The organism is Gordonia bronchialis DSM 43247, assembly GCF_000024785.1.
In the GTDB taxonomy this organism is placed as follows: domain Bacteria; phylum Actinomycetota; class Actinomycetes; order Mycobacteriales; family Mycobacteriaceae; genus Gordonia; species Gordonia bronchialis.
Genome location: NC_013442.1, coordinates 12,662 through 36,712, shown reverse-complemented (window position 1 = coordinate 36,712; position 24,051 = coordinate 12,662). Strand labels below are relative to the sequence as shown.

At 62.2% G+C, this 24,051-nt stretch carries 26 protein-coding genes and 1 pseudogene; 13 read left to right on the top strand and 14 right to left on the bottom strand.

The features are described 5' to 3' along the window. The first annotated feature begins 42 nt into the window (after positions 1-42). Positions 43-537: a hypothetical protein gene (locus GBRO_RS24300; RefSeq protein ID WP_012836488.1), complete on the top strand. Its 495-nt coding sequence runs from the start codon at positions 43-45 to the stop codon at positions 535-537. A 114-nt stretch (positions 538-651) separates the two neighbouring features. After that, positions 652-1,796, top strand: a protein-coding gene (locus GBRO_RS24290; protein ID WP_370452974.1) for an IS3 family transposase whose coding sequence is annotated in 2 segments (ribosomal slippage) — positions 652-919 and positions 919-1,796 — 1,146 coding nt in all. Because the reading frame shifts where the segments join, the coding sequence is not laid out codon by codon here. An 802-nt stretch (positions 1,797-2,598) separates the two neighbouring features. Here the strand turns inward: GBRO_RS24290 and GBRO_RS27860 are convergent. Together GBRO_RS27860 and GBRO_RS24280 are read right to left on the bottom strand one after the other, a co-directional pair. Continuing rightward, the gene (locus GBRO_RS27860) at positions 2,599-3,102 is read right to left on the bottom strand and encodes an RES family NAD+ phosphorylase (RefSeq protein ID WP_227892978.1); all 504 of its coding nucleotides are present in this window, start codon (positions 3,100-3,102) and stop codon (positions 2,599-2,601) included. 62 nt (positions 3,103-3,164) lie between these two features. Then, entirely contained in the window at positions 3,165-3,488 is a 324-nt protein-coding gene (locus GBRO_RS24280; RefSeq protein ID WP_012836485.1) for an MbcA/ParS/Xre antitoxin family protein, read from the bottom strand. A 178-nt stretch (positions 3,489-3,666) separates the two neighbouring features. Between GBRO_RS24280 and GBRO_RS24275 the strand changes: the two genes are divergently transcribed. Further along, positions 3,667-4,875 (top strand): hypothetical protein, encoded by a 1,209-nt coding sequence (locus tag GBRO_RS24275; RefSeq protein ID WP_041920850.1) that lies wholly within the window; start codon positions 3,667-3,669, stop codon positions 4,873-4,875. A 256-nt stretch (positions 4,876-5,131) separates the two neighbouring features. Here the strand turns inward: GBRO_RS24275 and GBRO_RS25650 are convergent, their stop codons facing one another. Then, entirely contained in the window at positions 5,132-6,040 is a 909-nt protein-coding gene (locus GBRO_RS25650) for a phosphotransferase (RefSeq protein WP_012836483.1), read from the bottom strand. Continuing rightward, positions 6,037-6,876 carry a nucleotidyl transferase family protein gene (locus GBRO_RS24270; protein WP_012836482.1) on the bottom strand — a complete coding sequence of 280 codons (840 nt, stop codon included), beginning with the start codon at positions 6,874-6,876 and terminating at the stop codon, positions 6,037-6,039. Before GBRO_RS24270 ends, GBRO_RS25650 begins: the two co-directional genes overlap by 4 nt. Before the next feature lie 327 nt (positions 6,877-7,203). Here GBRO_RS24270 and GBRO_RS24265 point away from each other — a divergent pair, with 327 nt between their 5' ends. Then, the gene (locus tag GBRO_RS24265) at positions 7,204-8,427 is read left to right on the top strand and encodes a hypothetical protein (RefSeq protein ID WP_041920849.1); all 1,224 of its coding nucleotides are present in this window, start codon (positions 7,204-7,206) and stop codon (positions 8,425-8,427) included. A gap of 328 nt (positions 8,428-8,755) precedes the next feature. Here GBRO_RS24265 and GBRO_RS24260 read toward each other — a convergent pair whose 3' ends face one another. Then, positions 8,756-9,934, bottom strand: coding sequence for a HEPN-associated N-terminal domain-containing protein (locus tag GBRO_RS24260; RefSeq protein WP_012836480.1), 1,179 nt, complete (start codon positions 9,932-9,934; stop codon positions 8,756-8,758). 298 nt (positions 9,935-10,232) lie between these two features. Continuing rightward, positions 10,233-10,463, bottom strand: coding sequence for a hypothetical protein (locus GBRO_RS24255; RefSeq protein WP_012836479.1), 231 nt, complete (start codon positions 10,461-10,463; stop codon positions 10,233-10,235). A gap of 409 nt (positions 10,464-10,872) precedes the next feature. Between GBRO_RS24255 and GBRO_RS24250 the strand changes: the two genes are divergently transcribed. The 9 genes from GBRO_RS24250 (at position 10,873) to GBRO_RS27855 (ending at position 15,403) form a co-directional block, all read left to right on the top strand. Further along, on the top strand, positions 10,873-11,988 hold the full coding sequence (locus GBRO_RS24250) for a CPBP family glutamic-type intramembrane protease (RefSeq protein ID WP_012836478.1): 1,116 nt from the start codon (positions 10,873-10,875) through the stop codon (positions 11,986-11,988). A 337-nt stretch (positions 11,989-12,325) separates the two neighbouring features. Beyond that, a complete protein-coding gene (locus GBRO_RS24240; protein WP_012836477.1) occupies positions 12,326-12,550 on the top strand; it encodes a hypothetical protein in 225 nt (74 codons plus the stop codon). A 5-nt stretch (positions 12,551-12,555) separates the two neighbouring features. Then, entirely contained in the window at positions 12,556-12,831 is a 276-nt protein-coding gene (locus GBRO_RS24235; protein WP_012836476.1) for a hypothetical protein, read from the top strand. Next, on the top strand, positions 12,828-13,256 hold the full coding sequence (locus tag GBRO_RS24230) for a hypothetical protein (RefSeq protein ID WP_012836475.1): 429 nt from the start codon (positions 12,828-12,830) through the stop codon (positions 13,254-13,256). The genes GBRO_RS24235 and GBRO_RS24230 overlap by 4 nt, the downstream gene beginning before the upstream one ends. A 379-nt stretch (positions 13,257-13,635) precedes the next feature. Further along, positions 13,636-13,848 carry a hypothetical protein gene (locus GBRO_RS24225; protein ID WP_012836474.1) on the top strand — a complete coding sequence of 71 codons (213 nt, stop codon included), beginning with the start codon at positions 13,636-13,638 and terminating at the stop codon, positions 13,846-13,848. After that, positions 13,845-14,027: a hypothetical protein gene (locus GBRO_RS24220; RefSeq protein WP_012836473.1), complete on the top strand. Its 183-nt coding sequence runs from the start codon at positions 13,845-13,847 to the stop codon at positions 14,025-14,027. The genes GBRO_RS24225 and GBRO_RS24220 overlap by 4 nt, the downstream gene beginning before the upstream one ends. A 38-nt stretch (positions 14,028-14,065) precedes the next feature. Next, positions 14,066-14,236 carry a hypothetical protein gene (locus GBRO_RS26495; RefSeq protein WP_012836472.1) on the top strand — a complete coding sequence of 57 codons (171 nt, stop codon included), beginning with the start codon at positions 14,066-14,068 and terminating at the stop codon, positions 14,234-14,236. 40 nt (positions 14,237-14,276) lie between these two features. Beyond that, complete coding sequence (locus GBRO_RS26575; RefSeq protein ID WP_012836471.1) at positions 14,277-14,732, top strand: hypothetical protein; 456 nt, start codon at positions 14,277-14,279, stop codon at positions 14,730-14,732. Beyond that, positions 14,633-15,403: a GNAT family N-acetyltransferase gene (locus GBRO_RS27855; RefSeq protein WP_407636627.1), complete on the top strand. Its 771-nt coding sequence runs from the start codon at positions 14,633-14,635 to the stop codon at positions 15,401-15,403. Before GBRO_RS26575 ends, GBRO_RS27855 begins: the two co-directional genes overlap by 100 nt. A 5-nt stretch (positions 15,404-15,408) precedes the next feature. On the opposite strand, the gene GBRO_RS24925 is transcribed toward GBRO_RS27855, so the two are convergent. From GBRO_RS24925 to GBRO_RS24185, 8 genes and pseudogenes are all read right to left on the bottom strand, one after another. Further along, positions 15,409-16,311, bottom strand: a complete 903-nt coding sequence (locus GBRO_RS24925) for a DUF2637 domain-containing protein (RefSeq protein WP_012836469.1) — start codon at positions 16,309-16,311, stop codon at positions 15,409-15,411. 85 nt (positions 16,312-16,396) lie between these two features. Continuing rightward, complete coding sequence (locus GBRO_RS24205) at positions 16,397-16,711, bottom strand: hypothetical protein (protein ID WP_012836468.1); 315 nt, start codon at positions 16,709-16,711, stop codon at positions 16,397-16,399. Further along, complete coding sequence (locus GBRO_RS24200) at positions 16,708-17,484, bottom strand: ParA family protein (RefSeq protein ID WP_012836467.1); 777 nt, start codon at positions 17,482-17,484, stop codon at positions 16,708-16,710. Before GBRO_RS24200 ends, GBRO_RS24205 begins: the two co-directional genes overlap by 4 nt. A 364-nt stretch (positions 17,485-17,848) precedes the next feature. Continuing rightward, on the bottom strand, positions 17,849-19,879 hold the full coding sequence (locus GBRO_RS24195; RefSeq protein ID WP_147290686.1) for a hypothetical protein: 2,031 nt from the start codon (positions 19,877-19,879) through the stop codon (positions 17,849-17,851). A 509-nt stretch (positions 19,880-20,388) separates the two neighbouring features. Beyond that, on the bottom strand, positions 20,389-21,051 hold the full coding sequence (locus tag GBRO_RS25640) for a hypothetical protein (RefSeq protein WP_147290687.1): 663 nt from the start codon (positions 21,049-21,051) through the stop codon (positions 20,389-20,391). A gap of 57 nt (positions 21,052-21,108) precedes the next feature. Continuing rightward, positions 21,109-21,393 (bottom strand): annotated as a pseudogene (locus GBRO_RS27850) (GAF domain-containing protein); the annotation flags it as partial. Then, positions 21,383-22,777 carry a cytochrome P450 gene (locus tag GBRO_RS25635; RefSeq protein ID WP_012836464.1) on the bottom strand — a complete coding sequence of 465 codons (1,395 nt, stop codon included), beginning with the start codon at positions 22,775-22,777 and terminating at the stop codon, positions 21,383-21,385. The pseudogene GBRO_RS27850 and the gene GBRO_RS25635, both read right to left, overlap by 11 nt. Before the next feature lie 18 nt (positions 22,778-22,795). Then, positions 22,796-23,833: an amidohydrolase family protein gene (locus tag GBRO_RS24185; RefSeq protein ID WP_012836463.1), complete on the bottom strand. Its 1,038-nt coding sequence runs from the start codon at positions 23,831-23,833 to the stop codon at positions 22,796-22,798. Between the last annotated feature and the right edge of the window lie 218 nt (positions 23,834-24,051).

The following is a 24,051-nucleotide window of genomic DNA, read 5'->3' as shown; positions in this document are numbered from 1 at the left end:
TGTGCGCTCCTGGAGGGGCCTCAACCGAGAGGAAATATCTCGATGTCTGACAGTCTAACGCTTGACGTGGGCGATCTGACCCCTGAGCAAGTCGCCGACATTCTGAGGTTTGTGGCGTCGCTGCGGGAAGCCGAGATCGACGAACGCGAGGTCGATGACGGCTCGTGGCGAGACGCGGTGTCGACCGGGTGGACCCTCGCCCACGTGACACTGCTGCGTGAACACCTCGAGGAACGGGGCAAAGATGTGCAGCTCGCGGCATTCGATCTGGCGATCAAGCAAGGTGGATTCGTGTCAAGAGCGTCGGTGTATCGGCTGGGTGATTACGACGACTCACGGCGACTCAACAACTGGACCGCACCGTTCGTGGTGGCCGCGGACTGGCTCGAAGACGAGCATGGTCTGACGAGCCCCGAGTATCCGGTGTGGGCGGTGTACGACCCTGACATGAAGGGATTCCAACGAGCTCTCGGGTTCGAGGTGCTACCAGAGATCGTGAAGCTGGTGCGCGAGGACCAGGAGAGTTCGTCGAACTGAACCTGACCGGTGGGCGCCGCGGATAGTCGCGGTGGCGTGTCCCCCGTGAGCCGGTCCGGGTTGTTTTAGAGTCCTGATTGCCCTGATGAGGGCGGAGAAGGGACGATGAAGAACATGGCAGGACGGAAGCGTCATTCGGCGGAGGACATCGTGCGCAAATTGCGCCGGGCCGATGAGTTGGCCGCGGAAGGCAAGACCGGCGAGGAAATCGCTGCCGATCTTGAGGTGTCGGCGGCCACGTTGTACAACTGGCGCCGCCAGTACGGCGGTATGGACGGCGACGCCGCCAAGGAACTCAAAGAGCTGCGCGAGCAGAACAGCCGACTCAAGCGGCTGCTCGCCGATGCCGAGCTCGAGAAAGACGCGCTGCGGGAGATCGCCAAGGGAAAATTCTGAGCCCGACCGCCAAACGCGCCGCCATCGACATGCTCAAGGACGTCAAGAGCATGTCAGAACGCATGGCGTGCAAGGTAGTTGGGCTTTCCCGTTCCGCCTATCGACGGCTGCCGCAAGCGCACACCCCGGCCGACCCCGACGCCGCACTGCGCGAGCAGCTACGCACGTATGCCCGCAAGAACCCCCGGCACGGGTTCCGGCGCGCGTGGGCACACCTGCGCTTCGACGACGGCATCGAGATCAACAAGAAGAAAGTGCACCGGTTGTGGAAAGAAGAGGGCCTGCAAGTGCGGCGCGCTCCGCGCCGCAAACGCGCCGGCCAGTCATCGGTCCCGGTCGTTGTCGCGGACGCACCGAAAGTGGTATGGGCATTGGACTTTCAGTTCGATTCCACCGTGGATGGGAAGAAGATCAAGATCGCGTCCATGGTTGACGAACACACCCGGATGTCGCTGCTGAACATCGTGGACCGCTCGATTCCGGCTGAGCGGTTGATCGAGGAGTTGGAGAAGACGTTCGCGATCTGGGGTGGCCCGCCGATGGTGCTGCGCATGGACAACGGCCCTGAGTTCATCTCAGAAGCCCTGCAGGCGTTCTGTGCAGGGTCGGTGGGGATCTCCTACATTCCGCCCGGCACACCGTGGAACAACGGGTTCATCGAGTCGTTCAACAACCGGTTGCGCGATGAGTGTTTGAACCGCAACTGCTGGCCCACACTGATCGAGGCCCGCGTGGTCATCGACGACTTCAAAGACGACCACAACCACCGACACCGGCACTCGGCGCTGGGCTACCAAACGCCGGCCGAGTACGCTGCCGGATGCACCCACCAACATCACCCCGTGGGCTGCGAGATCGACTGACGATCACAACAAGGAACTGGCTCTAGAACTGCCTGGACCGGTTATCGGGGACCTGCCAGCGGCACCCACCGGGCGGGCCCCGAGATCACCAACACGCGCAGCGGCGTTTCGCGTTGGGACCTAACCGGCTGGCGGCAGACTCCTGTCGTTCGATACTCGGCCGTCGTAGCGTCGAGGGCATGGGCGACGAACGAGTGTTCAGCATCGACGGAAATCAGGCCGTGCCAGCCGAATATGTCCGCTTGCCCAGCGTCCAGAAGTAGACACTATGCCTGGGCGTTAGCCTCGTGATTCACGTACACTTTCGTCACTGGTGACGAAATATGTTGCTACACAACCTAATCGCCGTTAATATATCTTATGTCAACTAAAACCTGTAATATTGCAACAGATGCAGGTGGACACGCTGCCCCTGCTGTCGGGTGACAACGTAACTGAGACTTTGACACCCTTTTGGGACTTGATGACACTTACTTGGGAGTCCGGGGTCCCTGACCTGGCACGATTCCGCGTGTCCTCCCACATTCGTTGTCAGTCGATCGGCTCATCGGCCGCGCCAGTTATCTTGTCTCAGATCACTTGTCACGACCGTTGATCGGCACCTGACTATCGCCGCAGGTCACCGACTCCCAGATGCCTGTCACCGCTATCAATTACCCTGTCATCCGACACCTGCTGTCGGCGGGTGACAGTCGTCAGTCGATCGGTTCAACGGCCGTCCCAGCCGTTTGTCTCAGATCAACTGTCAGGCAGATCAATCGGCACCTGGCCATACTCGCAGGTCACCGACTAGGTATTGGCCCTAGCTCCGAACTATCCGTAAAGCGGGCCCTGACGTGCCTGGCCGGGGTGGCAGAGTGGTCCACGCCTCGCGGTCGATGACCGTCGGCATCTCAGTGGCTGAAAGCCGTTGTCGAAACAGGGCAAGGGTTTCGCCTTGCCCTGTCGCCGCCGGGGCGATGATCCCGTGGTATTCGAGTTGGTGGGCCGCCGCGGCGACTCGTTGACATCGCTCGTAATCCCCGACCGCGGATTCCAGGTCAGTCTGGGACAGGTCGACTGCATCGACCGCAGCATCGCCCCGGAGATCCAGGACGTTGGTTACGTCCACCCGGACGCTGTAGAGGGTGCGGGCCCTGACCAGATGGGCTGGAATCCCGGCCTCGTCGACGAGATGCCGGTAAGCCTCCTCGATGCAGCTGTTGAGTGGACGACCGAGGTAGATGACAGGGAACGTGTCTCCCCACCGTCCGCCTCGTCCACCGGCGAAGGCGTCGCGATTCGGTGCCGCATGTCGCAGGAACACGCCTGAGATAGATACACCTCCCACGCTGGCGACTCGCTCAGCCGGCGTGCGTTGTCGTTCGCTCACCGTCTGGGTCCGCCCGCCAGCCGATCAACCGCTTCGAGCACGTCGTCAAACTGGCCGTTGCGGAGTAGCTCTAACGGCGACTTTCCGCCAAGGCTGCGTTGCCGCGCATGCAACCAGATTTCGATTCCCTCATCCTCATACACCTCCGACAGACCTTCGACGATGTACTTGAGTTCGAGGAGTCTGTCGCGCTGCTCGCCTTCAGGTCGACTCTTCCCTGACGCCCAGTTGTGGACCGACCTTTCCGACACGTGGGTGACGCCGCCGATTTCACCAACAGTCAGCCCGCGGCGCGCATCGGCGACGACCCGCGCGTACACAAGGCTGTTCCCCGACCTTCCTGCGATAGCACTCAAAGTTCCACTCCCGATGTTTCTCACTAAGTTTCATGACGTACTTCCGATTGTACTTCGTGTACAGTTGCGGGTACAACAGCAGCGGGCGCGGAAGGACTAACCAATGGCCCTCTTTGTTAGAGCAGGTCACAGCGACAATAGGGTGATCGAGGAACTGCTCGCACCCGCCACGGCGGGACTACCTTTCGGCGGCCGAAACGTACCCATGCGTGCCATCGTTGTCGATGCACCCACAGCGGCTGCGCAACCCGCGTTTCGTGAAGCCGCTGAAGCGGCGGGTGTCCCCTTGCTCATCGACCCGCTCACCCACCTGTTGCAGTACGAACAGGCGCCCGATAACAGTTGGGCCGGCCTCCCCTACGGGGATGCGCAGCAACGCTCACCACGCGACTTCGCCGACTCCACCATGATCGACGAACTGGTCAGTAGTTCAGTAACGTTCCAAATCGAGCACGGTGCGTCAGTGCTGATGCCACCGTATTTTCACCTCACGAGTCCCGACGATCCATGGTTTGACGTGGTATTGCGGGCGAATCAGCGGACCAGGCAGTATCTGCTGGCCGAAGGTATCGACCTACCAGTGGCGCCGCTGCTAGCCGGAGCGCTGCAGAAGTTCGGTAACCAGGCATCCTGGAGCAAGGGTATCGACCGTTTCCTGCGCAGTATCGACGATATGCACGTGCGATACGTGCCGATGGCGTTATCAGCTAGTCGAAATGCGCAGGGCGACACCGAAGATCGTATCGGTACCTACCTGGCCACAATCCGACACGTGTCCGCGGTGGCCGACACGGTGGCGTGGCGCCAAGGGCAATACGGTATGGCTGCCCTAGCCGCAGGCGCCGTAGGCTACCAAACCGGAATGGGCATCGACGAGAGGTGCGACCTCGCGGCTCATGCGCGCTCACGCCGGCCTCGACAACCGACCGACGAGGACGACAACGGCGGACCGCGTTCATCCAAACGCATCTACCTCGCAGAGTTCGGGCGCAGCGTGCCCGCCCGGGTCGCCGATATTCTGATGAACAACGGCCACCTGCGAGGGTCACTCGTGTGCACCGACCCGTCGTGCTGCCGAGATGGCTACACAAGCATGCGCACCGACTGGCGGCAACACGCGGTGCGCTCACGCGCGGCCACCGCGGCCGAGTTAGAGCGAATGCCCAACGCGGCATGGCGATTGAATCACGTGGCCCGGCAGGCCGAACGGGCGGCCGAGGACGCCCGCATGGCCAATGACATCTTGAGCAAAGCGGGCGAACGCGAGCGCCTACCCGAGACCAGTTTTCGATCACTGGCCACGGTCATCGATGCAATCCGCACCGTGAGCACCCGACGCGCCGCCGGCTGATCTGGCGACGGCGCGTGAGCTGTTGCTCGTGAGACTCGTAGAAGATCTCGACGCACGAAAGGGCCGCCGAGTATGCCGCGGATTTCAGTCTCAAGTAGGTGTCACTTGTGTCATGTCCTCTGTCATCCGTCAGTAGCTGTCGGATGACAATGACACCTACTTTGGGAGGCCGAGGTCGCGAGGCTCAGACTTGATGGCCTCGTGCTACTTCCTACCGACGACTGGCGCTGAGCAGTTACTCTGAATCGCTGAGCAGTTACCCTGAATTTACGGGCGTTCCGATTACATTGACCCAGTTCGCGCCCAATCCATTTGTGGCACGAGAATAGAATTCACCACGAATCCCTTCTAGACTCCAGCGAGTCAGCAGCTGCGTTTGCGAGGAGAGTTCCTTCCACATCCGGAGTCCGAAGAGCTCATCCATATCAATGTTCGGGGCCACGCTTGCGTACCCGGAAGCTATTTCCGCAAACGGAAACTCGCTATTGTATCGAGTTTGGTACATCGAGATTATGGCGAGGTCGAATAAGGCGGGCCCAGCGGCCACGTAATCGAGGTCGATGAATAGGGGCCTCTCTCCTGCTACACGTCTGACGAGGTTGCCGAGGTGAGGGTCACCGTGGACACAGCCGGTGTTTTGTTCCAGCTCCGTCCACGGGTACGAAACTTGCAGGCGCGCGAGTTCTTCATCGCATAGCCTTGCCGCATCCAGAAGGGTTGGCGTGCCAGTTGTCGCATAAGCCGTTTGGATACGTTCGCGGACGTACTCAGGAACGTTCAATCGTCGCATGCCAACAGTGTCGAAGTCCGCCCATTTTGCCATTTCTGCGCCAAGAATAAATGGATCAGAGTCCATCCATCCACGACCGGTCATCGGCTCCATCATCGGATAGATTGACACGATATAACCGTTAGGGCGTAAGGGATGATGCGAAGTCGGCGCCACCACGTTAAGCCCACCAGCACTCATTCGCGCGGCCAAATAGTGAGACTGAAGCACCCCAATCTGGGTCATACAGGGCGTGCTGGCGTCGTCTGAAGCAACGCGGTACACCAGCCTCGTCGAATCGGAGCCGAGCACGATGTGGCTTGACTGCCGCGCAAGCTCACGAACATCGCGGGGCAGGTTCAGTCGTTCACGTACTTCTGTGAAGGTTGCGATCACCGGTAGACCATCTCGTTGCGGATGTTCGTCGACGAGATATCGGTGGTGTCTGCTCGAGCGACCACGAGTACTCGCCGCCCCCGGATCGCGCCGCGCATCGGTGTCTCTGCAACGTAGGGTTCAACGTCCATCTCATGCTTCGGTCGGATTACGCAGACAGCGTGCCCATATCGCGAGAAGGCCCGCATCGAGACGGCGTTGTCGGAGCCGAATACCGCAACAGGTGTGACATTCCTGATCTCCGCCGCTTCCAACGTGTTCGACAGCCGAAGCATGACGTCGGTGAAGCTCCGCGGGCCGCCGGGCATGGACGCATCCCAACGGTCGATGAATGTAGGCGTGCCGCCCTGGAGGATAGGGGGACATACCTCGCATGCCGTCGCGAAGCGCGTCTCCGTGCGGATGGGGGCATCGGGATGGAGCGGCCTGATTTTGGCTTCTACGTGTTCCTCCGAGTGCAGAGAGAACACAGCGGCGAGAGGTGTGTATCCCTCGCCGAGAAGAGCCTTCTCTGCGGCCTCCATCATCGCAATGTGGCCACGATGCATCGGCGCGTATGAACCCATTGCGACGAGAAGCACTGCGTCCCGCGCTGTATCCGCTGCGACCGATCGGATACTCGTAGCGTGGGGACCAGCGGTGAACTTCACGTACGGATGACCGTCGGTGCCGTAAAACTTCGCCGGATTGTCCCGGCTGTCCCTGACGAGCCCTGCTACGGGAGGACGCAGGCCCGCCTCTTCAAGCTGGTGCAGCGAGTAGTCGATCGCCGCTGGTCCGAACCATGGGTTTTCGGTCAGTTCCTGAAGGTACTGGCTCACATGAGTGATGTGCACGTCCGTAGCTCCGTCCCGTGGATTGTGTCCATCTGTGACGGTAGAGCCAGCTGCCTGCAGAACGAACGCCGCTTAACTCACATCCTGTGCGAGGATTACACACGTGGCGCGTCACAGCACTCCACGGTGGAGAGATGACGAAAACCCTGAGGCGTCCCGCGAGACGCCAGGAACGAGCGGACCTTGCGAGACTACGGATGGAACGCGTTTGCAAGAGCACTTACGCAGGCCAAGCCACCAGATCTATCTTGGGAAGACATCGCCGACCGCGTGAATGAATCCGCCCGGACTGAGGCAGACTTGATAGACGGCCAACGCTTGCGAAACATGACCTACGGACGCGGGAACCCTCGCTTCGCACAGCTTCCGGCTCTGGGGATCGCGCTCGGTCGCGACCCCGCGTATTTTGCTCAGGTCATCGGTGCCGTCCCGAACGAGTCGGAAGAAGTCGCAAGACTGGTCCAGGTGAGGAGTCAGGTGGATCAGTTGGAGCAGCGCTTGCGCAGGCTCGACATCGAGTTCTCTGATCGACGGAATTCTCGCGTCGGAAGTGTCATTGCGGAGGCGACGCGAACCGAAGTGCTCGCAGCAAGCGTTTGGCCAGCAGTGGAAGGACCGCCGGGCTACGGCATGCACGTCGCAGACCGAATTGACTTCGTGCGGACCGACGGCGTCGATCTGGAGGTCGAAGACCTTCGGGCCTTTACGAAAGTTGCAGCTGCTCTGGACAACGCTCACGCCGTTGTGTCATCCACCAGTCCCCGATGGTCAGCCCTACTGGACTGCGAGCGACATTCTGTGGTGTCTTACTCCATCCCACGCTTGACCGCGTTCTTTCCCCCTGGCGTCAACACGCCCTACCTGCATCAAGGCTCAGTCGCGGTGGTGGCCCTGACGCAGGCGTCGTGGGTCATGGATGTTGCCGGGTTCATCGCTCGGATCTTGAACTATGGCCTACAAACCACGCGCGCCCTGGTCACCGAAACGTATGGCTACGCGGTTAAGACGGAGGACTCCATTGCGAACCACCGAGCCCTACGCCGAAGGATGCATGAAGGTTTGCTGCGGAACGCGCAAATTCGTTACGTCTGGGGGCATTTCGGTCTTCCTGAAGAATCAAACGAGGGGTACCTTTTTCCCCGACCTAATGAGTGGCCGGGAACGCTGACATGCGTCTGGCTGCGCGAGACGGATAACCTTATCGATGCCAAGTTTGCTGGCACACCTCACGTTGAGCCGTTGAAGCGAGCCCGCGACCAAATAGACGAGCGTGTCGCAGCCTCTGGACAACGCAGAATTATCCGCGTGGATATCGACTATCCGACGACCGACGGTGAGACGCCCCAGACCGACAAGGCGGTAAGAGATACGCGAACCACTTATGCACTCATTGCTGCTACCACAGCCGTCAACGAGATGCATGCCCGGGGATTCATCACAACTCAGGATCTACGGACTTCAATCGCGGCCTTGAACGGACCTGACCGCTCCACCATCGCGCAAACCATGCACAGATGGATCGAGGAGAAGAATGCTCTGCCGATCCGGTAGTTCCCGCCTCGCCACAGGTCGCTTGAAGGGCACTAGATCTCCAGCTCTTCGTCGTCATCACGCATAGCCACAGACTAGAGCATCGCGGTTACGTTCCCCCTAGTAGGAAGAACCCGATCCTGGCCCAACCACGGCATGCATGTGTTCCTAGTTCGCCTCCTCATGCCGGTCGGCAACAAACGGCCGCCGAACGATGACACGGTGGCCGCATGGTCCGGCCCTTCGTCGGCAACCGACCATAGGTCAAGGGAGGGCAGCAGCACAGCGGAGACTCGTCCAGCCCTTGGCGGAGCCGACGTTCGTTGGGTCTCCGCGCGCGATTCGGTCGTCAGACTGTTTGGTGGGTGATCGTCCGGTGGTCGAGTACGAGCCGGGTGTCCGGTGTCTCGCTCCCGCGGTCCGCACACTCCTCTGAGGTCACGAACAGCACACAGCAGTCGACATCATCGACTGCTGTTGACCGCCACAGGATGCCGTCGACAGGACCATCCGGGAGGCTGTAGCGCAGGAACTCGGTGATGATCTGGGTCGGGACGTAGGTGACCTCATCGGAGCCACCCGGGCGGGTGGGTTCACCGATGGACTTGAGGAACTCCCGCAGAAACACAGTTGCCGGTCTCCGGTCCCTGTCGGCTGCGTTGAACAGGGACGGAACGGGCGGCGGGGTACGCAGATCGAGTACCCGCAGTCCACGGTGGAGAGCGAACTCGCCGACGCTGAGCCCGCTTCCGGGGTCGGCGTACTTGCTCACCTCCCCGACGGCACCGCCACGGGTTGAGGTGCCATAGAACGCACTGATCCCCGTCGCCGTCATTCGATTGCTGCGCGCGTACTCCGACGGCGGTGGGCCGATGTCGGAGGCGGTGGCGAACGTCTCCCCCGGGTTGCCGACCCTCGCGCGCCACCAGGTGTCGCCGGCGGGCAGGTCGATGACCAAATCGGCGAGTTGGACGGCTGTGGTGACGGCGGCGGGAACCTCGTGCACCAGATGCATCCCCGGCTCGTCTTCCTCGGAAGGATCGGGCAGCAGGAACGTGTAGCGGCGCCGCGTGCGGACCTCCTCACGAAACCGGTCCCAGCTCCATGCGAGGCCCATGCCCACCGGGGGCACGGCCAGATCGCGGTCGCACCACTCGGTGGGGTGGATACTCCGCGCGATCGCCTCAATGAGGGCGTGATCGCTGCTGACGTCGTTCTCGTAGAGCAGTTCCTCAGTGCCCTGCGTCACGGTCTGATACCCGCCCTCGCTGGAGTCGTAGTACGCGACGTTGATCGGGTCGGTGTACTCCGTCCTCAGACCATCGACGGCCAGCTCGAGAACGACATCGAGCGGCGCGGCGTCTCGTACCCGACCGCAGAATGTGCACGGCCCGAGCGAGGAGGCCGCGGCGTGACGGACCGCTTGTTTAAGGATCGGTTCGTCGAGGCACTGCGAACAGACAACAGCATCGGAATAGGACCAGCCCTGCTCCTCGGCCTGCACCATCATGCGCTTCGCCATACCCATCTCAGAACTATCCCGCGGCCCATCGTTTCGCGCGAACGAGAACGCACAGGCCGACCTGCACCTGCAGCGAGCCGAGAGTAGCTACCGGCCGGGCGGGTTGACTTCGAGATCTCGGGGACACTGCTGCTGCGTGGTGAGTTCATCACGCCGCTGACGAGCTGCCCACGCACCGCGAGATTACTGGCCCGAACCGCCAAGGTGCCGCCTCTACCCCACCCACCTACGACACGCCCACGTACGCCGCGCTGCGATCGGCACCGGCCACCCGCCCAGCCGGCGCCGATAATGTCGGTTTACGTCAGCCGGTGACGTCGCGTCCGGTGCGATGCTCGAGCTGCTCGACGGTCGCACCGGTGGCTTCGGCGTAGGCCCGCGCCTCGGTGGCTTCGGCGGCGGTGAACGCCCGGATGGCGGCAGGGCGACCGGGAGGTCGCACGATCAGGGCCAGGGCGGCCAGGGGCACCCGTAGCCGCTTGGGAGCCACTCGATTGCTCGGCGGGCTGACGGCGGGGTCGATGTTCTCGGTCAACCTCTCCCCTCTTCTTCCACGGGTAAGTCGAGCCCGTGCCGCGGTGAGCGGTACGGGTCCTGCGCCCAGGTGATGTGCCCGCATTCCCGGCACGTCCACGTCAGACACGGGTGGGGTACCGAGTTGTTCCAGCCGACGAGCACCTGTCGCGCGCCGAGCCGATGACCATGAGCACACCGAGCCGGAGAGCGCAGACTGTAGCCGGCAGAGGTCCAGCGCCAGCGCGCCGGAAAGATCGTGACGGGATGGTCCGGGAGCGCCCTTCCCGCGCTCCCGGACGAGCAGTGTGCATCTGCTCCACCATCCACACCGACAGCATAGTCGAACAACCATTCGACGGCCAAGCGCCGGCCCGTACCTCGCATCGGAGACCGGGACCTAGGAAAACGGGCGATGTAGGGTGCCGCGCATGGTGATCGGGAATCGTCTGGCGGTCCTCGCGACGGCAGTGGGGGCGGCGGCCGGAATCGCGTGCACGTTCTGGCGCATAGCTCCGGCGGCTACTGGTCCGGGGTGGGCTGTGCTCGCGGTGGTGACGGGTGGATGGGTGGCGACGGTGACGCTGACGCTCCTGATGGCCACCCGCTCGGCGGTGCGGGACGCGACGTCGGCACGGATCTCGTTGTGGTTGGCGGTGATGTGTGGCGCCTACGGCCGGGTCGTGATGAGCAATCTGTACGGCGTTGCCGGCATCTCAAGCCTGACCGAACGTCCATCTCCGTGGTTAAGCAATTTGCATACGATCACTGAGCAGGCCGCTGCGATCACTGCGATGTGCGGGGTGTGGGTGGTCATCACCGGAAGCATCCGTGACCCGCGTGGGCCGTATCGATCCCAGCACGCTCGATTCTGGCCCGTGTGGCCGCGAATCCTGGTGTTATGGCTGATATTTGAGTTCGTCGCCCTCGTCGTGGCTCGGTGGCTTCTGGTCGAGACGCAGGTGCTCCCGATGGGGGTGGGGCCGTTCCATGACGACGCCGACTGGTCTGATTGGGTGCGGAGACTCATGGCTGGTCCGTACGAGGAGCTTGGGTTCACTGGTTTGACCGCGCTGCTCCTGATCATTCCGGCGTCCGGAAAGAACCCGTCGCGCCTATGGCTGTGCGGTGGGATCGTTGCCTCGACTGCCTTACGCGCGATTCCCCACTTGTATTACGGGCGGGGCGAACTCACGAGCGACACAATTCTACCGATCCCCAGTCACCTGGCCTCGGCGGCGAACCAGTGGGTGTGGTGCCTGGTCTGGGCAGGTGGGGCGATGTGGATGTTTGTGCACTATCGCCACCTTTGGCCGATCGTGGCCGCTCATTCTTTGTGGAATGTGTTGTTCACGCCCGCCTTTTTCATGCTCTTCATTCTCTGGGTCGCGGTCATGATCATGCTGCGCTGGGCGCCTGCCTGCCGGTGGTCCCGCAGCCTGACAGCTGTCGGACGAGAAGTCGAGCGCCACTGCGACCGGTACGCCCACAAGTTGCGCCAGCGTCGAAGGCGTAGGCCGGGCCACATAACACGCCTGAACCGCTGACCGACTCACGAGCCAGGCGAGGAATCCTGCGAATTGGTGTCACACAGGGTCGACCGGCGGTATTGGCTGAGCGGGTCGCGGCGGCAACTCGTCGGTGTCACCGACCAACCACCGCAGAAACTCGATGACATGCCGATTCAGATTCGAGTCAACCTGTGCCACAGCCTGTTTCGCCCGATCCCGAAGTTCGGGATCAGGGCGTGGCGTGATCGCCGGATACCGGTGTTTCGACGGCATAGTGCCAGTATGCACGGTGGCTTGCCACCTGCCAACAAACCGGGCTAGTATTGAGGTGGCTAGCCACCTCGGCTAGGTTTCCATACGCGAGGAGTCACCGATGGCCACCACGCCACTGGCGGAGGTAGAGGGTGTGGACACTGAGCTGACCGCCGGATGCGAGGTATTCGCCGAATGCACCCGAACCGCAGAGTGGCTGGTTGTCTGGCAGCGAAGGGACCTTGGATTCAAGATGCTCTGCGAGCATCACCGTCCGCTGTTCATCCATCTGATGATCGAGGTCGCGAGGCTCGATTCTAGCGCGTTCGACTTGGTGAGGATCTGATCGCAATGAGCACTCTTGATGAACCGATCGACCGACTCTACGACGACATCCTCGCCTTCCAGCGAAGGACCATTGAGATCGAGCGGGACTACCGGGAGCTGGCGCAGCGTGACGACCTCGCGGTGGACACCCTCGGCGCCGAGACCACTCCGGCCGAGTGCATCGCCCAGGTGTCCGAGGCGCTCATCACGATGCGCAAGTACCTGGACGCGGCTGAGGAAGCCCGCTCGAACGCCAAACGCGCGGCCGCGCGGCTGTTCATCGACAGGAGTGCACGATGATGACGACCACGCCCAATCCGAGAGCGTTCACCGTCGACGGCGCTGCCGGGTCGTGGCAGGCCGTGCGATTCGGGCAGCGGTGGAACGGGTGGCTAACCCCCGTCGTCGAGCGCGCAACCCTGCAATCCCTGATCGACGCCGCATCGGGCGTCGAGCTCGCATGGGAGGGCTCGACCGCCATCGTGATCTGCGAAGACTATCCCGACGAACCCGACCGCCTGCGCGTTGCCGCCGACGGCCTCTACGACCTCGCCAGTCTTGGCTGGTGTTTCACCGAAACCGACCGGTGGGATCGCCCCGTGGTGCAGTGCGGCTACTGCGGGCGTGGAGGCTACGATGTGGCGGTTATCGCTCTGCACCAACGCATTTCACCCCACACCGCGATCTGCTGCGACGCTGGCGACGACGAACGGGTGCCGGCGTGAGACGCCACCCTGCCGCTGAACCTGGACCCTGCCAGCGAGTCCGGCGCACCATCTCCCGGCGAGCAACCCGACATCGGATACTGCGCAGTCTGTGACCGGCCGATCATTCGGAAGGCAACCGGGCGGCCTCGCACCACCTGCTCGACCGCCTGCCGGACCGCACTCGGCCGGCGGCGGCGTCGCCGCACACCGCTCCCCCAGCCCCTGTCACAAAACGACGCCAGCGCCACCGGAAATGTCACGAAACGACCGGAGAGAAAGGACAGAGGAGGAAACGCCGCCGCCAGCGTCAGCATCGAATAGATCAGCATCGAATAGAAGTGGTCCGCAGGTGTTGGAGCACCTGCGGACCTGACACACCACGGAAAGGACCCGTGCCGTGCCTCAACACACAACCGTATCGGACGAGATCAGTGGCTACCTCGCGGCCGACCACACGATTCGCCGTGTCAGCCCACTCCACCGGGCGGCCACCGCCGCGGCGGTCCTGGCGCGTATCCCCTTCGACCCTCGATCGGGTTACGACCGCGGCTACCGCCTGCGCCTGCGCACATTCGTATCGACCACCACCACAGGACAGCAGGGCCGATGATGTGGCGCCTGGAAGCCATCGGGTGCGCAGCCGTCGGCATGCTCACCGGAATGGCCATCGCGACCGGAATTCTGATCCGACAGAACCAGCGCGGCGAACTCGTCGGACAAAGATTCGCCGGCAACAATCAACCCGTCGCCGCCGACCGGCGATGCCCCGCACCCAGCGGTGTCCGCTGAACCCGCCAACTGTCGGACCCACCTGCGACAATCGGCCCATGCACCCGCATCAGCCCAAGTTCGCGATCGGTGACCGCGTCCGCATCCTCGACACCGACCGTGGCGCATGGGGCAAGATCGCCGGGACTCTCGGCGACCTGATCAGCGTCACACGGCCCGACGGCGACCGCACCCTGCACCCACCCAACCAGCTCGAACACCTCGACTAGCCCACCGTGTCATCCGACCAAACGAAAGAAGCTGCGCCACATGGCGACACCACACACATACACCCAAGGGCACGCCCGAGCAGCACTGGCCGACGCCCGCCGCTGGATCGCTGACCGCACCGACACCATCGACGTCGAGGACCTCGACCTCACCGATGACGAGGTCATCGCCTACGTCGACCGCGAGTGGCGTCCCTCCTGGGGCAGGACCGGCTGGGCGGCATTCATCAAGGCCCGTGCAGACCTCACACTGCTACGGGCTCGACGTGACCAGCTGCTTGCCAAGGACCCTCGCATGAGAATTCATCTACGCAGCAGCGAGAGCACAGGACAAGCCGCCGCGTACCTCGCCGCCACCCGTACTGACGATGGCCTGGTCTGCGACGACCACGTCGAGTGGAACATTCTTCTCGAACTCGATCGCAGTCAGTGGCGGCCAGGGCGTATCAGGGCCCGCGCCGAGGTCCCCAAATTTTACGGTGGAGAACTGCAGTGAATACGCTCCTCCCGGACGGGTACCGCTTTACAGACCTCACCTCAAACTATCGCTCCGCAGTGCGGCTGTTCCAATGCTGCATTCATGGACTCCATAGTGAGGTCTCCAGCCCGGAGGCGGGCAAGAAGAACGGGCGCGCTCGGTGGTTTCTTGCCGGCGATCCTCGGGGCCTGGAGATTTGGGTAGGTGTTAAGGACGAATCCGGCAAGCTCCAAGCCGCTGCACATGTCGCTCCATCCTGGGCTTACTTGGATGCCTTCGGGAACCTCCCAGATCACGCACAGCCGGATGCAGTGTGGACGACCAGATTCCTGCGCGAGGCGCGAACGATTCAGGAGTTTGCGGTGGCTGAAGAATGCCGAGGCAGAGGGATTGGCCGGCTCCTCGAAGAACGTGTTGCGCACCTCGCTGCTCAAAGTGGGTGCCGCTACCTCCACGGATTCAGCAGCGAAGCTGACAAAGCGCAGGGATTCTTCGAATCATGCGGCTACACAGTGATGCCGAAGAACACCGGCCTGCCCCGCGACCCTGTTGTTGGGATGCCAATGAAGCATGACAGTGCTATCTCTGGGCCGGGTTGGTGGTTCTATCGGGAGCTTGGAGACATAGAGCGCCGTGGTACGAGCGGACGTCGTGTATGGGGTGCGCTCCCCACACGCAGCGACCTTTAGGTCAACTAGGTCAACACGTGTGGTGTAGGCGCTTCAGATGCTGATGGCCCACTGACGTCGCTGCCCGAGACGCGCGCAGCGGTGAGCCATCTGCTGATCGTCGTACGGTGCACCGAGTTGTTCAACGCGTTCTCGATCGACGCAGCAGTGTGGCCGTCACGGGCATAGGCGAGCGCGATCGCAATCTCGTGCACAGGTTTGGTGGATCGGGTGGCGACGTGCACGGTGCGTGCGAGCTGCAGGTCGCCGTCGGTCATGCGCGGCACGCTTACGCTCTCCACCGGTCCTGAATCACTCTGGTGCGCCGTGCTCTCCTCCCCCGCCGGCGCTCCGGTCGCTCCAGCGGCATTTCCGACGTTGTCGTCATCGTCCGGGAAGCTCAAGGGTGATGACTGCATGTCGATCGCTGGTGCGGCAGAGGTGACCTTGTTGGGTGCATGCGGTGCACGCTCCTGCTCGGTACGACGGGCGCTGAGGTGGACGATCAGGCCGTGCGTGCTCGCGAGTAGCGCCAGGGGCGGGATGCTCGCGATCGCCGCGGACACGGCCGAGGGCAGTACATCACCACTGGCGGCCAGGGCGTGGTAGCAGTTGAGCGCAACTGAGACCGTCGAGGTCACGGCGAGTACGGACCAATGATAGTTTCTGCTCCCACGGTCATCAGCAGCAGCAGCGACCACAAGCGAGTAGCTCGCCTGAATCATGAACACGTCGATGACGATCGGGAACAAGCCCGGCAATGGTTCGGGGAAGACGCCAGTCATGCGGGCGAGGTCTGCCAGCGCCGAGAAGCTGAGCGCAAACGCGGCGCCCGCCACGATGAGGCTGAGTCCGGCAGCGAGGAGTGCGTGCGTTCCGGGCCGCTGAGTTTTCCGGTGACCTACGGTTGCCTGGGTAGCATCGAACATTGATCACAGCTCCAATCTGTGGTCGAGTAGGCCCTGGTGGTGCTGACTCACCACCAGGGCCGCTTACGTAGCTGTGCTAGCTGAGCTAGCACCCGTGTTTCGTGAGGTACTCATCGAGTGCAGCGTCCGTGATCGACTGTAAGGACACGGTCGAATCGCCCGTTTCGTAACGGATCTTCCCCACGGCGCGAACTGCACGGTCCTTGACGCTCGGACGGATTCGGACGTTGTGCTGTTCGGTCAATTTCTCGATGCCGCCGTCAGCTGCCGGCGTTGGCGCGCCTACAGCAGCCCGGCCACCATCGGCAGTGCCTTCTTGTTCTGTGCGGGGGGGCCGCTCAGGAAGATTCTCTGCCGGATGGCGCCGGCTGATCGCTGGGGCGCGGTTGACCGAACTCATGAGACCTTCTCCTTCAGGTCAAGTTCTGCGAGCAGATCGGTGTAGGCCAGCTGGAGCGCCAGCGCCTTGCCGCCGCGGAACTTGTGTATGGGCGTGTGAGCGCTATGGGCATCTTGTCTTGCGGCGAGTTCCGGGATGACGGTTCGTGCTACGAGATCTCCATAGGCTGCGCGGAGCTCGGTCTCTCGGAACTGGTGCTCGCCCGTTTTGCGGCGGCGACTGATGACGATCTTCTCGAAGTTCAATCGTGGGTTCGGGCGCCGGACGACGCTTCGGATCGTGTCGTGCAGATTGGCGACGCCCCCGACGCTGTCGATGGTGGGCTCAGTCACCGCGATCACTCCGTCAGCCGCACAGAGCACTGCGAACAGCAGCTTTCCCAGGCTCGGCGGACAGTCAAACAGGACCAGTGAGTAATCAGAGAGGTCGAGCCCTTCGAACGCTATGTCCAGCCGGAAGATGAGGTCGTTGCTGCCGTCAGCCTCGATGTTGGCGAGGAACACACTTGCCGGGATGAGATCAACATGCTCCCACGGCGTTGCAATTACAGCAGTTGCAGCGGTGCCGGGCGTCGATTGGGTCATGAGGTCATACGCAGTGGGGATGTCGTCGCTCGCAACACCAAGGCCTGTCGTGGCGTTGCCCTGGGGGTCCATATCAACCACGAGCACGTTGGAGCCCTGGGAGCTTAGCGCCGAGGCAAGGCCCAGCACGGTGGCCGTCTTCCCCACGCCCCCCTTCTGATTGGCTACAGCTATCTTCTTGGGCTGCATGAACCGACCGTTCCTTTCTCGCTCTGGAAAATCAAATGCGAACTGATCGCTACTACTGCTACGGATGCTAGCACTGCTACGGATGCGATGCTAGCGAGGCGGTCCGCGTTAGCTTGTGTGACTACTGTGCCTAACTTAGTGGCACTTGCTACGCACGCACACGATGCAGCACCAGCGCACCTAGCAACGTAGGCTGTACCAGCAACGCTAGCGGTACTAGCTATGCAAGCGAAGATAGCAACGCTAGGTCCGTTCTCTGGATCGATTCGTGGCGGTGCACCGCCGGTCAGACTCAGAACCTCGCTTAGTGGGCGCGCCACCGTTGCTCTTTCCGGCTCCTCACCCTCCGGGAGAAGCTCGGAGCTTACCTTCGTAACCGATCAATCCACCGACGGCGGCGTTGCTGGGAGCCTTTCAGTGGCGATGGCCGTATGTCTTCAAATCCGCTGAATAGCGAGCCTTGATCACGGCCGGCGATATCGGTGTGAGTTAGTCGTTTCCGCAGTTCAATCAGTCGGGCGGCCATTCTCGAGCGTTCGCCAGGGCCATCTGCGTGCCACACCTTGCGCTCGGCCACGATGCGTGCCAGCAACTGCCGTGCACGCTCAGCGGCGCCCACTCGCTCGGCCGCCGCGGCAACCACCCCTACACCGCCAACTCCACTCCACCGGGTTCCTCGACCCCGACCCAGCCGTTCAACTAGCCCCAGCTCAGCCAACTCACGTAACACCCGCACAGCCCCGTGTGTTCGGTCACCCACCTCGAGGCCACATTCCTTCGCGATCAGCGAGCTACGCAGCCCGGTGGGGGAGTGCAGGGTGTACGACCACACCGCGTACGCCACGAACCCCAACTTTCCCCACAGGGGGTGGAGGGGGGGCGAGGCCCCTTTTAGATGTGTGACGTCATGGGCACCATTCCCTCGGTAAATGCCGCCTGCTGCACCAAGGTGCCAGAGCGTCGCCTGCCAGGGCGGCCCATCAGCCCAGTCGCGTGCGCAGATAAGCAGGCCGAGCTCGACGAGAGCCTTGAGATAGGTGTGGGCGCGGCTGTCGCACACAAACATCCAGGCAGCGAGGTCACGCTTGGCGATGGGGCGATCGCGCAGGCCGTAACCATCGCCAAAGCGGTGAGTCAGGACCGCGACTCCCGCGGCGACCAGAGCAGGGTCGTCCCAGGTGGCCACGGCGGAGAAGGCCTCGTCGAGCATGTCCTGATCCGTGGGGCTGATCGGCGGTCGATAAGTGCGGGCACGCTCGGCAATGGCCTCCCAATGGGCGACACACGCCGACCGAGTAGAAGTGCCACCACCGCGAGAATCCCGGTCGCGGTCGCGGAACTTCCGAAAGGCCGGCAGATGCTGGTAATACCAGCGCGCCGCGGCGAACGTGCGCACACCCGCCCGCCACAACACCCACGCTGCGGCCGTCGCCGCGGCGGAGCGATCCGACGTCGTCGAGTCGGTGAGGATCTGCCAATCAGCGGCTGACAGGCTTTGCCTCGGCCGCCACGCCCGCGGGGACTGCCATTGCAACGCATCATCGCCGTCGCCGACCAGGCGTAACTGCGGCGCACGGGCAAGGCCCGAGGTCGCGGAGGTGGTGTCCGACGGGGTGTCGCCTGCGTCGACGAACTCGGCAACGATGCGGTCACCTGCTGTGTGGGCGACCTCGCCTAGCTCGACGACCTTGATCAGGCCGTCGCGGCGCCGGACTTCCACATCGAGGCCCGCCCGGTACGTGACCGCCGGGACTCGGACGCACCACCGGCCGTCATGACGGGTGAACTCGCCCTGCACCGGGGCGAGACGGTCGTTGAGCACGCTCTGGAGACGCTGCACTGCCGCGACCGCGGTGATCGGGCGGAGGTCGTCGTCGACGGGCGCACAGTGCCGGCCACCTGGTTTGAGCGAGGCGGACCCGGGCAGGCGGAGCAGATGACCTCGCGGCTGCACCGCAATACGTGACGCTGGCAGACCCAGCTGGGCGCGCAGTCGGCCGAGGTAATCGGTGATGGCGTGTTCGCCGGCGGTGGTCGCGCAGCTCAGGGCGACGTGGATGCTGTCCGGGCTACCCGACGCGGCCAGGTAGGCCACCTCGGCCGAGTGTTCATCGGCCACATCCTGTAGCTGCGGCCATACCTGGCTTGCGCAGCGGTCCAGGTCGATGACAAGCAGATCCGTCCGCACCGGGGCCACCACCGCCCACACCGCCCGACCGGCTCCGGCATGCTCGGCCTCGCCGATCAATTCGACAGCGTCGCCGGCACGCTCCTTCACCGGACGGTTCGGTGTGGTCGTCGGAGCCAACGCCCACGCCATCGTTCCCGGCGCAAGCAGCAACCGATACAACGCAGACCACCGAGACTCGGCCGCAACCGAGTCGTGATCCGACACACTAGAAGCAGGTGTAGCGGACACCAAAGGGTGCGCGCTACCCTGAGACCTGTCTACCAGGACAGTCCCTTCGGGATAATGGGGCGAGCTACCAACTCGGGCCCCTCACACTTCGAACGCCCTCGGGTACCAACCGGGGGCGTTCGTGTTAACTACGCAGGCAAACGCAGCTGGTCTTGATCTCCTTTCCTGTCCGGGCCAAGAACGAGTTCATCCATGCCAGCGGCTTGGTAACCAACATCAGCTAGCCATCGGGACACGCTCGAGTAGCCTCGCTCAGCGGCCACCGCCGCGAAGTCGGCTCTCGTGCTCGCGCGCACCATGTACGCATGCCGATCACCGAGGTGTCGTTGTGCCATGACGATCCATCCTTTACAGCCGTGACGCCAATCAGGCTGCTCCAATCATGCCGGTTGCGTGTTTCAGTTTCAGGTTGACACGCCGGTAGGGCCTCCACACCGCGCGGCCAGGACGAGCCGCTCCGGAGCCAATGGAGGCTCACGCGCTCATCAGTCGTCAACAAGCGTCTCGTGAGCCTCTGGGTTGCCAAACGTGGCTATCACGATCCCTGTCCCGATGGACCCAGGGGTTGGTCTAAGACCCATCCGCACTGGGAGATAGCGGCCACTCGTACTTAACAGCCGCACCGGGATCTCCCGCGAAGCATCGTCACTGCGGCCGAAGCCCTCAGAACCTAGAAACTCCATCATCTTGACTTGGTCATCAGGATGGATGACGCGAGTTCCTGGGCGATGGTAGTCCCAGGGCATCCACTTAGGTGGCGGTGTAAGGAACACCGCGATTGTTCCTACGCTGGGGGCGATCACGGCGACATTGACCCCACGGGCAGCTGCTTCCTCCATGCCAAGTTGGTGGAGCGTAGGGGTCTCGGGGGGGCGAGCATCGGTCACGTCTTCCCAGAGCACCTTGGTTCCGTGAGGAGGGATTGCAACGATGTTCACCTGCCAACACATCCGCTTACCTGACTTATGGTGCACCACGGTGACATGCGTCTGGGCCTTCTGCCCGGTTTTCGGATCGAAAAGCAACTGAAGGGTTTCAGCGAACTGGTCGTATCTTGTACCCAGTTGAAGGACCCGCGCAAGCGGCACTTCTTCGTGGTAGTCGTCTTCACGCCCTGACATCCAAGTGGATTCCCAGGGCTGCACCACAGTACGTCGTTGTAGATCCCAGAAGACTCCCGTTATCCGCCGCCGAGGCGGCGGAATGTCATCCTCAGAACCACACCAGAACTGGACACCGTAGACCGATTCGCGGGGACTCGTGATTGGCACAACGATAACTCGGACGGGCCGTCCACTTGCTGGTCTATAGGTGCGCTCGATTGTGGAACCGTGCGTGACAACATCTCTGACGAGATCTTCGATCGGAACTATCGCTGGTGCTCGCCGTTTTAGAGAAGTCCATTCACGTTGAACACCGCCCGTGCTGATCACGCTCATGCCTGCCGGGCTTATTGCTTCCACTACAACCCAATGCGCATCAGGAGCCATCACGCGCCACCGCCTCAACTTTCAGTCTCAGTCCGCGCGGCTTTAGAGTGATCATCTCATCCGCCTGCAGCTGATAGTGAGTCTTTGCCTGGGGTTCGAGATGGTATCGTTCTACGATCCCCGCCAGAGTAAGAATGGCTTCATGGATGGCAAACTGGCGGCCGATACAGCTACGAGGGCCTACTCCGAATGGGCGGTAGACGCGATCCGGGAAGCGGCGCAGCTCTTTGGGATCGAATCGGTCGGGCCGGAACTGCGCTGCATCCGACCCCCATGTCGTTGGGTCTCTGTGAGCCCCGAGGAGCAGAACCATCACCACAGTGTTCTTCGGAACTGACACGGGTCCATGATCTCGCGAGTGCACGACAGTGTCCTGGCGCGCACGCCGGAAATAGGCCGGCGCAACAGGCCATAGTCGCAGAGATTCGTCAACGACCCTACGGGTGATCCTGAGCTTGGAGATCGCTTCATACGGTAGTCCGGCCACTGCTCCGACCGACTTAACCTCGTTTCGAACGCTACTCTGCAGCGCAAGGTCCTGGGCCAAGTAGTGAAGGCAGAATGCCAGCGTACCGGCGGTAGTCTCGTTGCCCGCGGCCAAGAGTGTAAGACACTGGTCGACGGCGTTCTGTCGGGGTAGTGCGTCAGAACTTCCCGCAGGGCACATTCGATCGAGCAGGTCTGTATGGCCATGGGAATCAGATCTGGATCTGTGCTGCGCAACGATCCGAGTCGCCGCATCCCGCAAGGACTGAGCGCCGCGCTTGAGTCGCGAGGAACGAAGCGCCGCAAGGATGGGTAGGGAGTTTGCGGTTGCCGAGAGTGCACGTAGTGTCTGGGTAAGCTCGTCAACAATGCTGGCACTACTCGATTCGGGACCAAGGGCATTAAAGGTATCGGAAAACCCTGCGCGTGCAATCACTTCCATGGTGAGTCTGTTCATGTCCCGAGATACATCCACCCAGCTACCTTGGGAGGTTTCCCACATATCACACAATTGATTGACCGCCTCAATCATGATCGGGTGATACGAGACCAGTGCTCCCCTTGAGAATCCCGGCGCAATGAGATCATTTGCCTTGCTCCAGAGCGGATCTGAGTTGTTGGCAGTGAGAAGACCGTTGCCTGTCATCGTTTCACGCATAAGGACAAAGGGGGACGAGAGGAACTTGGTCCAGGTGGCCTCGTCGGAGGTATCGTTGATCACGTTGTGGTCGGTTGTTACGACTAGTTCGCGACCAAGCCCCATATTGAGTTTGTAGAGCGCTCCCAGGCTCTCGACCAGCGCAAGCTCACTGTGGACTGGCATCGCAGGATTGATCCGCCAGAGATCGCCGATAAGTGGCAGCGACCAAGACGGTCCAGGCAGCTCACTGACGTGCATAATTCGTTCTCCTGTTCTTCAGGGTGACGTGTGGTAGATCCGCTGCGCGTTAAGACAAAAGGTCGGTTGTAGCGCTTCTTCGCCGAGAGCATCGAGCACACCGGCCGCCACGGCATGGACAAGGGTCGGGTAGTCAGCGCCGGCAAAGTCGATAGGCGCGTTCGATCCGAACATGATGCGATCCGCGCCGAAGAGCTTGGTGACGTGTGATATGTATGGCCCCATGGTTTCGATGAACCGGGTCGGATCATCGAACCGTCCACCAAGTATGGGCATAGCAATGCCGGAATGCTTCACAACCACATTTGGAAGATCGGCCAACTCCGCGATGCCGTCATACCACCGAGCAGTCTGATCACGGAGCCGTGGGACCCCACCAGATTGACCGACCAACCCAACTGGCGTTCCGTGGTGATTGAGCACGATGGTGGTGTCAGGATAGGAGCGGGCCAGCGAGGCAACATCATCGAGCTGGTGTCCGTACACCCAAGCGTCGAAGGTCAACGCTCTCGCCGCGATCTCGGCGAAGCCTTCAAGAAATGTCGCCGAGGTGTAGAGATGCGGTAAGTCTGTCCAGTCCTTCACTGAACGATGAGTGTGGTAGGCAGCCGAGCATCGGATGCCCACCAGACGAGGCGACGCTGCGACGTGCGCATCGATGACGGCGGCCGCGGTGGGCCATCGTGGGTCCACGTGCGCCACGAGCCCTAGCAAGGTCGGCGAGCTGTCCTGGCAAAGGCTCTCGACCCATTGCGTTTCGTCGACCGCGCCTAACCCTGTCGCTTTCCAGCTCGCTTCGATATGGACGAAAGACTCTACAGTGAAGGATATTTCACTGCCACGTCCGTCCTGACGAACATCGCGGGAGGCGGCCGCGTAGTCAGCTAAGTCGAACCGCCGACCAACGTACCGTGGGGTACGGATGAAGACTCGGTTTCGCTTAGGGACGGCGATAGGGAAGACCCCAGCCTCGAAGAGCAGCGACGGGGTACGGCGGTAGATGCGGGCGCCCAACGAGGCTTCGCGTGGAGTCGTGAGGGGGTCCCAAAGATGCACGTGAGCGTCCACAATTCCCCCGAGGTCGCGAGTTGACACACCGACACCCTACGGCCGTGAGCCACGACCCGAGAACACATGGGCTGCGGATGGCTGCAGAAAAGCCGCGCGGAGCTACTTTTCGAACGCGGTTTCCTAGCATTCAGTCCTACGCCTCTACAGAAAGCGCCAACTGGGCGCTTGACCCAGTCGTACGTCCCATTACAGGCGCAATATAC